A 14,339-nucleotide genomic window follows, 5' to 3' on the forward strand; every position below is an offset into this window, starting at 1 on the left:
ACGGATGAGCACACCGCCACAGCCATCCGGCTGTCCGGCCGCCGCTGCCGGTGCCTGGTCCCTCGACGCGTTGCGCGAGGCGGTCGCCGAGCTGCTGGGCGAAGAGCTGAGCGCCGCGGACGACGACACGGATCTCTTCGAACTCGGCCTGCAGTCCGTACAGCTGATGATGCTGATCAATCGCATCAACCGGTCCGGCGGGACGGCGCGGTTCCCCGACCTGGCGGGCGACGCGCGGGTGGCCGTGTGGCACGGCCTGCTGAACGCCCCGCAGGAGGAGACCGCGGAACCGGCCGCGGCGCCTGCGGACGCGGCGTCTCCCGCGACCGACGGGCAACAGTCCTTTCCCCTCACCGCCGTGCAGCAGGCGTACTGGATCGGCCGCGGTGACGGGCAGGGACTGGGCGGTGTGGGCTGCCACGCCTACCTGGAGTTCGACGTCCCGGACATCGACCCCGGGCGCCTGGAAACGGCCGTCCACGCCCTGACGGCCCGTCATCCCATGCTGCGGGCGCGCTTCGACGACGACGCCACCCAGCGGGTGACCGGCCGGTCACCGTGGCCCGGCCTGACCGTCCACGACCACCGCGGCACCTCCGGGCCGGAGACCGCACGCGCCCTCCTGGACTTGCGCGAGACGCTCTCCCACCGCCGGATGGACGTCAAGGAGGGCGAGGTCTTCGACGTACAGCTCAGCCGTCTGCCGGACGCCGCCTGCCGCCTGCACATCGGCGTGGACCTGCTCGTGGCCGACGTACACAGCCTCAGCCTGTTCCTGGGCGACCTGGCCGCCCTCTACGACGACCCCGACGCCCTGCCGGAACTGGCCTATTCCTTCCCCCGCTACCTCGGCGACCGCGCGGCCGGCCGGACCGCGGACCGCGAACGGGCCCGCGCCTACTGGCAGGCACGCCTGCCGGACCTGCCCGGCGGCCCCGCCCTGCCCTTGGCAGGCCGGCCCGAAGACGTGACCACGCCCCGCTTCGTCCGGCGTTCGCACACCCTCCCCGCACACGAGTGGGACGCACTCCGCAGCCGCGCGGCCGAACACGGCATCACCCCGTCGGTCCTCCTCGTCACCGCCTTCGCCCAGATCCTGGCCCGCTGGAGCGGGCAGCAGCACTTCCTGCTGAACGTTCCGCTGTTCGACCGTGATCCCGCCGCCCACCCCGATGTCACCCGCCTCGTGGCCGACTTCACCAGCCTGGTGCTGCTGGAGGTCGACCTGTCCCGCGGGCACGGTTTCGCCGAGCAGGCCAGGGCCGTGCAGACCCGGCTGCACCAGGACGTGGGGCACGCCGCGTACACCGGTGTGGACGTGCTCCGCGACTTCGTACGCGCCGATCCGCGGGCACCGCGCACGGCACCGGTCGTCTTCGCCTGCAACCTGGACACACCCCTGGTCCCCGCGGCCTTCGCGCGGCGGTTCGGCGACCTGTCCTGGATGGTCTCCCAGACCCCGCAGGTATGGCTCGACCACCAGGTACACCTGGCCCACGACGGCAGCCTGCTCCTCGCGTGGGACGCGGTGGAGGACCTGTTCCCCGACGGGCTGCTGGACGCGATGACGGACGCCTGCCGGACGCTGCTGCACCACCTGGCCACGGCGGACTGGACGGCCGAGCCGCCCCTTCCGCTGCCGCCGGAACAGGAGGAACGCCGCCGGGCCCTTAGCTCGCCCGGCCGCCCGGCCGGCACCGCCCGCCTGCACGACGCGTTCTTCGCCGGCGCCACCGAACGCGCCGCCCGGCCGGCCCTGCTGTGGGGGGAACGAGGACGCCTCACCCACGGCGAACTCGCCGAACGCGCCCTGCGCGTGGCCGCCGCCCTGACCCGGCGCGGCATCCGCCGCGGCAGCTCCGTGGTGGTCAGCACACCCAGGGAACCAAACCAGATCATCGCCGTACTCGGGGTGCTGGCGGCCGGCGGAACCTACGTCCCCATGAGCCCGGACCAGCCCGCCGACCGCAGGAACCGCATCGTGGCGCTCAGCGGAGCCGCACTGATCCTGGGGGACGGCGCCGCCCCGCCCGGCACGCCCACCGGCACGCTGTCCGTCGCCGAGGCGCTGCGCGAACAACCGAGCGCCGCCCCGGTGGACGGATCCGCGCACGACCTGGCCTACGTCATCTTCACCTCCGGATCCACCGGCACCCCCAAGGGCGTCGAGATCGCACACCAGGCCGTGGTCAACACCGTCCAAGCCGTCGGCGAGCGGTACGGCATCACCGCCGGGGACCGGGTACTGGCGGTCTCCGCACTCGACTTCGACCTGTCCGTGTGGGACATCTTCGGCCCGCTCGGCGCGGGCGGAGCCGTGGTCCTGGTGGACGAGGCCGACCGGCGCGACGCACGCCGCTGGCTGCACCTGTGCTCCCGCCACGAAGTGACGGTGTGGAACTCCGTCCCGGCCCTGCTGGACATGCTGCTCACCGCATCCGGTGACCGGGCACTGCCGCGGACCCTGCGGCTGGCCCTGCTCTCCGGCGACTGGGTGGCACTGGACCTGCCCGGACGGCTGGCGGGAGCCACCGGCGGCCGGTGCCGGTGCGTCGCGCTGGGCGGCGCCACCGAGGCCTCGGTCTGGTCCAACGTCTTCGAGGTCGACGCGGTGCCCCCGCACTGGCGCTCGGTGCCGTACGGCAAGCCGCTGCCCCACCAGAAGTTCCGGGCGGTGGACCCGCAGGGGCGGGACTGCCCGGACTGGGTGCCGGGGGAGCTGTGGATCGGTGGTGCCGGGGTGGCACGCGGCTACCGGGGCGACCCCGTACAGACCCGCGACCGCTTCGTGGTGCACGGCGGCGAGCGCTGGTACCGCACGGGCGACCTCGGACGGTACTGGCCCGACGGCACCCTGGAACTCCTCGGCCGGCTGGACCACCAGGTGAAGATCAACGGCTTCCGGGTGGAACTGGGCGAGATCGACGCGGCGCTCTCGGCGCATCCGTCGGTGTCCCACGCGGCAGCGGGCGTGATCGGCGTGGGCGCCGGGCAACTGCTCGCCGCGGCCGTCACCCCGCCGCAGAGCGCAGACGGCCCGGACGAACGCGCGCCGGAGAGCCGGTGGGCACACCACGGAGCCCCCGGCGCGGACCCAGAACCGGAACACGCCATCACCGAACGCACCCTCGTGGCGCTGCTCTCCCGGTTCGCGGTGACCGGCTCCCCGGTCGACGAACGCACCCTGCCGGTTCCCGAAACCCGGCGCACGACGATCGGCACCTGGCTGGACTACCTGTGCGCGCGCACCGTGCTGCTGAGGTCCGGAGAGAAGATCCTGCCCGGCCCGCGCTGGGCCGAGGCCACCGGACCGTACCCTCCGACGGACGCCACGGACGCCATGACCGGCCTGGCAGCGGCCTGGACCCATGCCGTCCCGCTGATGGAGGCGATCCTCAACGGGGAGGCGGACGGGGCCGCGCTGCTCGCCGACCCGTTGCTCGGCCCCGAAGGCCTCGGCGACGCCCTGCCCGGAACGCGGCGATGTCTGGCCACCGTGGCACACGAACTCGCGGCCCTCGGCGAGAACGGCACCCACCCGCCGGCCGTCGCCGTGGCCGCACACGGGCGCACCGAGGCCCGGATGCCCGCGGACCTGTGCTCCGGCGCCTTCGACGTCACCTGGATCACGGCACCGGAACCCGCCCCGGGACCGGCCGCGGCCGAAGACCGGGAGCCCGGCGCCCGGGAGCCCGGCCCGGAGCAGACGCGAGCCCCGCAGCCCCTGTCAGCCGTCACGGAGGCGCAACTGCACCACTTCGACGCCCTGGTGGTGGACTCCGTACTCACCACGCTCCCGGACGCGGACACCGCCGCGCGCAGCATGGCCCTCCTCCTCGCCGAGGGCGGGCGCCTCCTGCTCCTGACCCGGCACATCCCCTCTCCGACCGCGCTCCTGACCGGACTCGCCACCGAACGGATACCGCCGCCGTACGGCACCGGGGACTGGACACGGACGCTGGAGCGCGCGGGCTTCACCGACGTCCACGTGACGCGGTCCGAGGCGGACGGCGTCCAGCTGGTCGGCGCCCGCCGTTCCGGCACGCCCGTGCTCGACCCCGACGCGCTGCGGGCCTGGCTGACGGACCGCCTGCCCCCGCACATGGTCCCGATGTCCCTCGTGGCCCTCCCCGCTCTGCCGCTGAGCGACAACGGCAAGGTGGACCGGCACCGTATCCAGGAGATCCTGGCGACCTGCGCCCCCCAGCCGCAGGAAACCGGCGAACCGCCCCGGGGCCACGTCGAGCAGGTGCTCGCCGGACTGTGGTCCCTCCTCCTGGGCGTCTCCGCACCCGGCCGCGAGGCCAACTTCTTCCTGCACGGCGGGGACAGCGTGCTGGCGACCCGCCTGCTGGCCGAGGTGCGCCGGCAACTGGGAGCGGACCTGCCGATGCGCGACGTGCTGTCCGCCCCCACGATCGCCGCGATGGGCGCGCTGATCGGCCGGCTGCACGCACAGCGGGGCATGACGGACGGGACGTACGAGGAAGGGGAGCTGTGACCACCGCACCCGAAGAGCACACCCCCCAGGTACCGGCGGCGGACCGGCCGTCGTCCGTCCGCGTCTTCTCGCACCGCCCGTACGCCCGCGCCCGGCTGTTCTGCTTCCCCCACGCCGGGGGAACCGCGGCCGCCTACCGGCCATGGGCCCACGGCGCGCCCTGGGACATCGAAGTGTGCGCGATGCAGTACCCCGGCAGGGGCGACCGCTACGCGCACCCCGCGCACCGCGCCATGGACGACCTCGTCGCGGAACTCGCCGCGGACCTGCTGCGCGAGCAGACGGCCCGGCCGCAGTGCGCCACGCTGCTGTTCGGGCACAGCATGGGAGCCGCGGTCGCCTACGAGACCGCGCGCAGCCTTTCCGGGGCCGACCGGCCGCCCGCGGCCCTGTTCGTCTCCGGGCAGTCGGCTCCGCACCGTTCGGGCAGCGGCGAACTGCACCGCGCCACCGACCACGCACTGGTCCAGGACCTGCGACGACTGGGCGGCACCGCGGACGGCGTCCTGGACGACGACGCCCTCATGGACGCGATGCTCCCGTCCCTGCGGCGCGACTACGAACTCATCGAGACCTACCGCCCCCGCCACGGCCACCCCCTGAACCTCCCGGTGACCGTGCTGCACGCCACGGCCGACCCCGAAGTCACCGAGGACGAGGCACGGGCCTGGACGGAGACGACAGACCGGCCCTGCGAACTCCTCACCTTCCCCGGCGGCCACTTCCACCTCCACGAGCAGCACACCGCCGTCCTGGCCGCAGTCGTCACGCGGGCCAGAAACGCCATCGAGGGGGCGGCCGGACGGCCGTGGGCGTCCATGCCGTGACGCCCCCGCACGGCATCCGTACGTACCGGACGCCCGGCGCCCCTCCCGGTCACCACCGGCCCGGACCCCGCCTCCCAGCAGGTGCCCGGCCGGACCACCCCTCATCACATTCCTTCTCCACGTCGGGAGCCGAACCATGTGCGGAATAGCCGGATGGGTGAACTACGAACAGGACCAGCGCGAGAACGGCGCCCTGCTCGACGCCATGACACGGAGCATGTCCTGCCGCGGCCCCGACGCGGAAGGAGTGTGGACCGCGCGGAACGCCGCACTGGGCCACCGGCGCCTGGCCGTGATCGACATCGACGGCGGGCGCCAGCCCATGACCGCCCAGGAGGACGGAAGGACCCTCGCGTGCCTCACCTACAGCGGCGAGGTCTACAACTTCGAGGAACTGCGCGCCGACCTCGTCTCCCGGGGACACCGCTTCCGCACCCGCAGCGACACGGAAGTCGTCCTCCGGGGCTACCTCGAATGGGGCAGCGGTGTCGCCGAACGGCTCAACGGCATGTTCGCCTTCGCGCTCTGGGACACCCGCACGGAAGAACTGCTCCTCGTCCGCGACCGCATGGGCATCAAACCGCTCTACTACCACCGCCTCGCCGACGGAGTCGTCTTCGGCTCCGAGCCCAAAGCCGTCCTCGCACACCCCGAAGCGCCCCGCCGGGTCGGCGCCGACGGCCTGCGCGAGGTCCTCGCCCTGGTCAAAACGCCGGAACAGGCCATCTTCACGGGGCTGCGCGAGGTGCGCCCCGGCCACATCGTCCGCATCCGCCGCTCCGCGATGTCGGTCCGCCGCTACTGGGCCCTGGAAGCCCGGGAACACACCGATGACCTCGACACCACCGTCACCACGGTCCGCGCCCTGCTGGAGGACATCGTCGACCGGCAGCTGGTCGCCGACGTGCCCCTGTGCACCCTCCTGTCCGGAGGCCTGGACTCCTCCGCCCTCACCGCCCTCGCGGCCGCCCGCCTCGGTGCGCAGGACGGAACGCCGGTACGTTCCTTCTCCGTCGACTTCGAGGGCAACGCGGACCTCTTCGGCAACGACCCCCTGCGCGAGATGGCCGACGCCCCCTTCGTCCGCGACCTGGCCGGCCACGTGAACTCCGACCACTCCGAAATACTCCTCGACGGCGTGTCACTGGCGGACCCGGGACTGCGTGCCGCGGTCCTGGGAGCCACGGACCTCCCCACCGCCTACTGGGGCGACCTGTGGCCCTCGCTGTACCGCCTGTTCCAGGCGGTGCGGGAACACTCGACGGTGGCGCTCTCCGGCGAGTCCGCCGACGAGGTGTTCGGGGGATACCGGTGGTTCCACGACCCGCAGGCCGCCCAAGGGGACATCTTCCCCTGGCTCTCACCCGTCACCAGCAAGTATTTCGGGGACAATTCCCTGATCGACCCCGGTCTGCTGGACAAGCTCGGCCTGGACGACTTCGTACGGGACAGCTATGCGCAGGCCCGCGCCGAAACGCCCGAACTCCCGGGCGAGGAACCGTCCGAACGGCGGATGCGGCAGCTGAGTTACGTCCACCTCACACGGTTCGTCCAGGCCCTGCTCGACCGCAAGGACCGTATGAGCATGGCCACCGGCCTGGAAGTCCGCGTTCCGTACTGCGACCACCGGCTGGTGCAATACGTCTTCAACGTCCCCTGGAAAATGAAGACACACGACGGCCGGGAGAAAAGCCTGCTGCGCTCGGCCACCAAGGATCTGCTGCCCGAATCGGTCCTCCGACGCGCCAAAGCCCCCTACCCCGCGACGCACAACCCCGGTTACGAGACGGCATTGCGCGACCAACTGCGCGCCGTGCTCGCCGAACCCGGCGCACCGGTCGTGCCGCTGCTGGACCCGGCCGCGGTGTCCCGGTTCCTGAACACCGCGCCGGGGAAGATGAGCCGCCAGAGCGACCGCATGGGCCTTGAGCTGGTCCTCGGCCTGAACGCATGGCTGACGTCCTACGAGGTGAGCCTGGACCTGTGAACAGCCGCCGGGCTACCCCTCGTCGCGGTCCTGCCCCCGGTATGCCTGCTGGGAAGCGGCCATCCTGCGTTTCACCGGCGGCAGATGGTTGACGACGCGCATGCCGGTGCGCATCGCCGCCAGCACGGCGCGTCCGACGAGGGGCTTGTGGATCGGGGCACTGCCGCTCATCTGGGCCAGGGACTTGCGTACCGCGTCGAAGCCGTAGCCGATCATCCGGGTCTCGTAGTCACGGATCGCCGGGACCAGCGGCATCCGGCCGTCGCGGGCGGCGGTCAGCCGGTGGCACAGCAGGACGGCGTCGCGCAGCGCGGTGTTGGCGCCGACCCCGCGGCCCGGGGTCATGGTGTGGATGGCGTCGCCGATGAGGGTGACGGTGCTGGAGGGCCACTGCTCGATCGGTACCGAGGTGCGGATCCGCATCGGGAAGCAGGTCGAGGGGTCCACGAGCCCGGCCAGGGCGCGCAGCCGCGGGTCCCAGGTGCGCATCAGCTCCTGGAGCAGTTCGTGCAGCCCCCGCCCGTCCCGCTCCAGGATGTCGCCGGGCAGGTTCTGCCCGGCGCCGCTGAGGCCGAGCAGGATGTAGTCACGGGTGTTGTCGAAGTGCAGGCCCGGCCAGTTCTTGATGAGATCTGCGTCGGTGGCGCCGATGCCGCTCTTGGGCACGCCGTCCTGATCCCAGGGGAACTGCATGACATGGAGGATCAGGGAGTATCCGCCGGGGGCGAGGAAGAGGTTGACGCCGTCGATCGTCCTGTCGGTCAGCAGCGCGCGGGTCTCGTCCGTCAGGGGCACCTTGCCGCCGACGGCGGCTATCCCGGAGTCCTCCAGCGCGGCGTGGGGCAGGTACTGGCGGCGGACTCGTGAAGGGGATCCGTCCGCGCCGACCAGGACGTCGCCGGTGGCGGAGGTGCCGTCCTCGAAGTGTGCGGTGACCGTGCCGTCGGCGTTGCGCCCGTAGCGGGTGAAGACCTTGTCGAAGTGCACCAGCTCCTCGATGCCGGTGAGCAGGATCTGGCGCAGCGTCATCCGGGAGACGGAGCGTTCGGCGCCCGACCCGTCGGCGCTGGCCCGCGCGAAGCCGTCCAGCGACAGCACTTCCCGGTACTTCTCGGTGAACATGTTGAACCGGTCGGGGGTACGTGCACAGGTCGCCACGAAGGTGTCGAACAGGTCCGGCGGCAGCACCTGCGACAGGGCGCGGCTCCCGTCGTGGTCGATGCCCACGCGGTAGCCCTGCAGGCCGCCGCCGCGGGTCCGGTCCCGTTCGTGGACCGAGCAGCTGATCCCCGCCCGCTTGAGGCCGTGGGCCAGGGCGAGACCGCCGGTGCCGGCACCGATGATGATCACATGCATGGTGTTCCTGCCTTCCGATCCTGATCCTGGTGGGGTGCCGTACGAGTCCTGGTTCTGGTGGGGTGCCGTACGAGCGCGCCGCGGACTCCGGGCCACAGCGCACCGCCTGCTACGCGGGCGCCGGGCCGGCCTTGCCGCCCCGCTTCGGTGCGGCCACGGCGCGCAGCCGCTCGGTGTGGCGTTCCTGGATGCCGCGCGAGAAGTCGAGGAAGTCCGCGACCAGAGCGAGCTGTTCGTCGCTGTACCGGGCGTAGACCTCCGTGGCGGAATCGTCGAGGAACGGCTCCATCAGCGCGAAGGCCTGCTGCCGGAGGGCAGGGGTGACCTGCACCAGGGTGCTGCGCCGGTCGGTGGGGTGCGGAGTGCGGGTGAGGTGGCCGCGCTTCTCCAGACGGTCGATCATCGCGGTCACGCTGCCCGTGGTCAGCCCCAGACGGCTCCCCAGCTCACCAGGGGTGGCCCGCTCGGCCGGCAGCAGCAGCTCCAGACACCGGAGATCGGTCTCGTTGACCCCCAGCAGGCGCGCCATCTCACGGTCGAAGTCGTCGACCGCTCCCTGGTACGCCTGGATGCCCCTTCCCAGGGCCGCCCTGATCGCCTCGGTCTTCTCGGCCACTGGACGCACGTCCTCTCACCGTTCCCATTTGCCTTGACTCCCAAGATAAACGATTTTCGAGAGAACTGGAAGCCGGGTCCGGCGCGGGCCGGGGGCGTTCACGCGCGATCCGCGCGGCGGGATCGGTGAAGTCGAGGGCGGCGAACCACTCCTGGGCAGAGGATCAGCCCTCCGGGTTCGGCGCCGAGGCCCGCTGCCGCGGGCCCGCGGTCACACGTCCCAAGTGACCGGGAGGCTCTTCACCCCGTGGATGTCCGCGGTCTCCGGGCGCAGGGCAACCTCTTCCGCCGGTACGGCCAGGCGGAGCGTGGGGAAGCGGTCGACCAGTGCGGCGAACGCGACACTCATCTCGACGCGGGCCAGCTGCTGCCCCAGACACTGGTGGATGCCGTGGCCGAAGGCCACATGCCCGCCGTTCTTCCTCCCGAGGTCGAGCACGTGCGGGTCGGTGAAACGCTCCGGGTCGTGATTGGCGGTGTGGTACGACAGGACGACCGTCGTACCGGCCTTGATGGTCTGCCCGCCCACCTCGACGTCCTCCAGCGCCGTCCGCAGGAACGACTTGGCGACGCTCAGATACCGCAGCAGCTCCTCCACGGCCTGGTCGGTGAGCGCGGGATCGGCGCGCAGCGCGGCCAGTTGCGCCGGGTTCTGCAACAGCGCGAAGGTGCCCAGTGCCAGCATGTTCGCGGTGGTGTCGAGCCCGGCCGACAGCAGGACCAGGCTGATCCCCTTCAGCTCTTCATCGGTCAGATCGCTGTCGGTGAGTTCACTGAGGATGTCGTCGGTGGGGTTCGCGCGCTTGGCGGCCACCAGACCCGCCAGATAGTCCTGGGTCGCGGTGTAGGCCGCTATCAGCTCCTCATCGGTCGTCTCCCCGCCCATGAACGACTCGACCTGCTCCTGGAAAGAAGCCCGGTCCTCGTACGGCACTCCCAGCAGCTCGCAGATCATGATGGCGGGAATGGGCTTGGCGAACGCGGTCACCAGGTCCGTCGGCGGCCCGGCCTGCTCCATGGCGTCCAGGCAGTCGGCGGTGATCTGCCCGACGCGCTCGGAGAGCTGCCGCATCCGCCGTACGGTGAACTTGCCGGCCAGCGGTTTGCGGTAGCGCCGGTGCTCCGGGTCGTCCATGAGGACGAACTCGCCGGGCGGCGCCGGAGGAATCTCGTAGTCGACCACGTTCAGCAGATCCTTGCGTGAGCTGAACCGCGAGTCGGCCAGGACCGATCTGACCAGGTCGTACCCGGTGATCAGCCAGCCGGGCTGTCCACCGGGGTGGGTGTAGTGGCTGATGGGGCCGTGCCGGCGGGCGTCGGTCAGCTCCGCCGGCGGGGCGAAGGGGCAGCCGGACCGACGTCCTGTCGGCAGCGCCGTGACGGTGTGCAGAGCCTCGCTCATGGCCGTTCCTCGTCTCGCGTCATCACATGTTCGGGATTTCCTGAAAGCTACGTTGCATTCATGATGACGTCAATCATAGAAATGCCATTTGCGCAGGTGCAGGGCGGTAAATTGATGCAATGACGCTGAGCTCGAATGCAATGCAACGTTGCAATGAATGACGGCGAAGGCAATACTGGCGGCATGCCAGGAGGACGACTGACCCAGCAGGAGCGCCAGCGCATCGCCGCCGGACTCGCCGACGACCTCTCCTACGCGGAGATCGCCAGGCGGCTCGACCGGCCGACCTCGACGATCAGCCGGGAGATCGGACGCAACGGCGGCCCCGGCGGCTACCGGCCCCAGCAGGCGCACCGGGCGACGGCCCAGCGGGCGCGGCGCGGCACACCGTCACCCCCACGCGCGGCCGGAGAGCCCGGCGGCACGGTGGAGAAGGAAATGGTCGAGCTGGCCGTCAGGTCGGGGATGCCGAGGATCACGGCACGCGTGCACGTCGACCTGGTGCTGTCCGAGGGCGGCACGCGGACCGCGGCCGAGCTCACCCGCAGGCTGGAGGTCAGCCCGGCCTCCGTCTCCGTGGCCGTGAACTACCTGGTCCAGCAGGGATACGTCCGGCGCGAGCGCGATCCGCAGCGGCGCCGCGACCTCTACGTGGTCGACGACGAGGCCTGGTACCACTCGGTCGTGATCAGCTCACGGCAGACGCTCGCAGCCGCGCAGGCCGCGATGGCGGCGGCGGAGGCACTCGGGCTCGACGGGCCCGTGGGGCAGCGGCTGGCCAGGGGAGGGACGTTCCTGGAGCGGGTCATCCTGGACATGAAGGAGTCGGCCGACCGCTGGCGCACCCTCTTGACGGACACGTCCCGGTGCGGATGAGGCCGGCCGACGTAGCCGCTGTTCGCCGCGACCCGGGCCACACTCTCGCGCGCGGTCGGCGCCCTGGCCCGGCAATCGTGACGGTTGCGGGGCGCGGGCGGAATACGGCGCCGCGCGCGCCGTCGGCGAGATCACGACCGTCGCCGACGGCGGGCTGAAACATCCCGTGCAACTCTCTTACGGGACAGTCCTCAGATGTTGCTCTACCCCTGAGGCCGACCGTCGCCGGGAAAATCGGGGTAGTCCCACACATCGCGGCCGACGCAGAAGAGCTTGATCGGGTCGAAGTAGGCGAAGCCGCAGCTCCCCGTCGAGGGCCGCTCGCCGATCTTCTTGCAGTACGCGAACTCGTACGGGGCGCGGATGGACCCGAACATCTTGCCCTCGACGGTGCAGGGCTTGTTGGGGTTGATCCACAGGGCTCCCTCGGCCTGCCCGCCCTGGGGGGCGGCCACGGCCACTGCGGGCGTCGCGAGGGCGAGCGACGCGCCGACGGCGAGCAAGGCGGCTGTCAGTCTCTTCACAGGATCCATTCCTCTCTGGGGCAAACGGACCCGATACACGCTAGGTCCGCAAGATCAGCGTCGAGAGGCCGTATTGAGTCAGACCGGCACGACCGAGGTGCTCAAGAGGGCTGCCGCGCGCCTGGCCAGGGAGAACCTGGTGAGGCAGGAGTGGCCCGGAGTGGCGTTCATAGGGAGTTGCCTAGGACCTCCGCAGAAAACCTTGCAATTGCAGAGTTTCTGGGGCCAGTCGCGTGAGCAGGGCAAATGGGCGGTAAGGCAGGTGTCCGGTCCGGCCTGCCCGGACGGCTCCGGCGCGGCAGGTGGGCGCGAAAGCGGTGGTGGACAGCGAGGCGCCCGGCCGTCCGTACCGTTGTCCGAGCCGGAGTGCCCGCTGCGAAGTGCGCCCCGTGCGCCCGCTGTTCACTGCTCACGCCCTGTGTCCGATCGCGTGCCCGGGAGTGGCGTGGGGTACGTCTGTGACGAAACCGCTACTCCGAGTGACGAACTCGGAGAGCCGCCCGGAAGGAACTGTCATGCCCAAGCGTCTCGCTGCCGTCCTCAGCTGCCTCGCCCTCGCCCTCGGCGGTGCCGTGGCCGCCGCCCCCGCCGCCCAGGCCACCCCGCAAGCCTGTTTCTTCTACGTGCTGGAGCAGCATCCCGGCGCCGATGAAGAAGTGGCCGAACGAGCCTGCCGCATCGGAGGCAAGAGCGGAACGGAGAACTTCCGGGCCTGCTACGCCGAGCTGCGGCAGGACTACGTCCCCGCGGTGGTGGCCGGCGAAGCCTGCCGACGCGCGGCCAGGAAGTAACGGCAAGCGGTGGTCAAGGGGACGGCAGCCGGCGGGCGTAGACCTTGCCGCCTCCGTCGAAGAGCGCGAGGGTGCCGACGCCGTCCACGGAAAGGGAGTTGGGCGTCCAGGAAACCTCCGTGCCGTCCCCGGCCATGCTGATGCGTTCGACGTGGCCGGTCCGCAGGTCGCGCCGGAAGATGTCCGCGGCCTGGTTGGTGTCACCGGGCGTCAGGTTGTCGGCGTCCGAGCCGAAGAACAGCCAGCGGCTGTCGGCCGTCACGGTGCCGGGGAACGCATCGCGCACCGTCTGGGTGCCCGGCAGCGGGGGACCGGCTTTCGTGGTCGTCTTCCGCTGTAGATCGCGGACATAGAGTTCGGCGTGCGTGCCGTCCGCGACCGGCCCGTTGGCTTCGAAGACCCGGAACAGGGCGTAGCGCCCGTCGGGGCTCAGCGTCGCGTACGGGAACGCGTCGCGCAGTGCGCCGGCCGGGTCGATGGACGCGCCGTGGATGCGCCCGGTGCCCGCGTCGTAGGTGAAGAAGGGGAAGGTGTGGCGCGTGGGCGGCCTGGAACCGGCCCGGCCACGGGGGAGCAGATTGGTGGCCTGGGAACGGAATCCGATGGTGGCGCCGTCCGCGCTGATCACGGGATCGGCGGAGGCGTTGTCGGCCCGCGAGCCGTCCGCGGCGGCCGTGACCAGCCGGGTGATTCCCTTCCGGCGGTCGGTGACGTGGATGTCGCGACGGTCCGACGTGTACGCCACGTACCGGCCGTCCGCGCTGATGGCGGGGCTCTCGGCGTTCCGGGCCGCGGGGACCGGTTCGGTGTGTCCGGTCCGGCGGTCCCGGACGAAGATCTTCGAGCCGCCGTCCGTCGGCTGTCCCGGCACGACGCCGGGCGCGTCGGAGCTGAACGCCACGTACCGGCCGTCCGCGCTGATCGTCGCCTGGCTCGTGGACCCGTCCAGTTGGGTTCCGTCATCGGCGACACTGACCCGCTCGGTGTGCCCGGTGAGCAGGTCCCGGACGAAGATGTCGTACAGGCGGTTGGTGTCGCCCGGCACCAGATTGGACGCCAGCGAGGTGAACAGGCCGTATCTGCCGTCCGCGCTCACCCCGCGTGCCTGCGACCAGTTGTCGGGCTGGGCGCCTTCGAGGCCGAGGTCCACCTGGATGATGCCGTCCCCTTGCGTGGCCGCCTGCGCCGGTAACGCAGGCCCCGCCAGCAGAACGGCTGCCGCGAGCCCGCAGCCCCAGCGCCCCCGCCACCGTCGTCCGGCTCCGCGCCTTCCGATTCCGCCGCTCACCCGTCTCACGCTCATCCCTTTCACGTTCATCCGTCTCACGTTGATCAGTCCTCCCCTGAGGCCAGGCCGACGTGCCCCTGTCGCCGCCCGCCCGGCCAGGGCGAGCCAACCGGCGGGGGTCTATCCGGTCAACGACGACGGCTGACGGCAGGCGGAAACGCGCCAAGAGACG

General features: G+C 71.4%; 10 protein-coding genes. 5 read left to right on the plus strand and 5 right to left on the minus strand.

Features of this window, described 5'->3' with window-relative positions:
* Positions 1 to 4: 4 nt before the first annotated feature.
* The 3 genes from A6A06_RS23140 (at position 5) to asnB (ending at position 7,315) form a co-directional block, all read left to right on the plus strand.
* Positions 5 to 4,501 (plus strand): non-ribosomal peptide synthetase, encoded by a 4,497-nt coding sequence (locus A6A06_RS23140; RefSeq protein ID WP_073763153.1) that lies wholly within the window; start codon positions 5 to 7, stop codon positions 4,499 to 4,501.
* The gene (locus tag A6A06_RS23145) at positions 4,498 to 5,328 is read left to right on the plus strand and encodes a thioesterase II family protein (protein ID WP_073763154.1); all 831 of its coding nucleotides are present in this window, start codon (positions 4,498 to 4,500) and stop codon (positions 5,326 to 5,328) included. Before A6A06_RS23140 ends, A6A06_RS23145 begins: the two co-directional genes overlap by 4 nt.
* Positions 5,329 to 5,464: 136 nt before the next feature.
* Complete coding sequence (gene asnB / locus A6A06_RS23150) at positions 5,465 to 7,315, plus strand: asparagine synthase (glutamine-hydrolyzing) (protein WP_073763155.1); 1,851 nt, start codon at positions 5,465 to 5,467, stop codon at positions 7,313 to 7,315.
* Between the two features lie 12 nt (positions 7,316 to 7,327).
* Here asnB and A6A06_RS23155 read toward each other — a convergent pair whose 3' ends face one another.
* The 3 genes from A6A06_RS23155 to A6A06_RS23165 form a co-directional block, all read right to left on the minus strand.
* Positions 7,328 to 8,671, minus strand: a complete 1,344-nt coding sequence (locus A6A06_RS23155; protein WP_073763156.1) for an FAD-dependent oxidoreductase — start codon at positions 8,669 to 8,671, stop codon at positions 7,328 to 7,330.
* A 109-nt stretch (positions 8,672 to 8,780) separates the two neighbouring features.
* A complete protein-coding gene (locus tag A6A06_RS23160) occupies positions 8,781 to 9,287 on the minus strand; it encodes a MarR family winged helix-turn-helix transcriptional regulator (RefSeq protein WP_073763157.1) in 507 nt (168 codons plus the stop codon).
* 210 nt (positions 9,288 to 9,497) lie between these two features.
* Positions 9,498 to 10,688, minus strand: a complete 1,191-nt coding sequence (locus tag A6A06_RS23165) for a cytochrome P450 (RefSeq protein ID WP_073763158.1) — start codon at positions 10,686 to 10,688, stop codon at positions 9,498 to 9,500.
* Positions 10,689 to 10,871: 183 nt separating this feature from the next.
* Here A6A06_RS23165 and A6A06_RS43985 point away from each other — a divergent pair, with 183 nt between their 5' ends.
* Positions 10,872 to 11,564 carry a MarR family transcriptional regulator gene (locus A6A06_RS43985; protein WP_073763159.1) on the plus strand — a complete coding sequence of 231 codons (693 nt, stop codon included), beginning with the start codon at positions 10,872 to 10,874 and terminating at the stop codon, positions 11,562 to 11,564.
* Positions 11,565 to 11,767: 203 nt separating this feature from the next.
* On the opposite strand, the gene A6A06_RS23175 is transcribed toward A6A06_RS43985, so the two are convergent.
* A complete protein-coding gene (locus A6A06_RS23175; protein ID WP_073763160.1) occupies positions 11,768 to 12,088 on the minus strand; it encodes a hypothetical protein in 321 nt (106 codons plus the stop codon).
* Between the two features lie 515 nt (positions 12,089 to 12,603).
* Between A6A06_RS23175 and A6A06_RS23180 the strand changes: the two genes are divergently transcribed.
* On the plus strand, positions 12,604 to 12,879 hold the full coding sequence (locus tag A6A06_RS23180; RefSeq protein WP_073763161.1) for a hypothetical protein: 276 nt from the start codon (positions 12,604 to 12,606) through the stop codon (positions 12,877 to 12,879).
* A 13-nt stretch (positions 12,880 to 12,892) separates the two neighbouring features.
* On the opposite strand, the gene A6A06_RS23185 is transcribed toward A6A06_RS23180, so the two are convergent.
* Positions 12,893 to 14,182: a PD40 domain-containing protein gene (locus A6A06_RS23185; RefSeq protein ID WP_199931076.1), complete on the minus strand. Its 1,290-nt coding sequence runs from the start codon at positions 14,180 to 14,182 to the stop codon at positions 12,893 to 12,895.
* Between the last annotated feature and the right edge of the window lie 157 nt (positions 14,183 to 14,339).

It is taken from the genome of Streptomyces sp. CB02923, from assembly GCF_001905005.1.
In the GTDB taxonomy this organism is placed as follows: domain Bacteria; phylum Actinomycetota; class Actinomycetes; order Streptomycetales; family Streptomycetaceae; genus Streptomyces.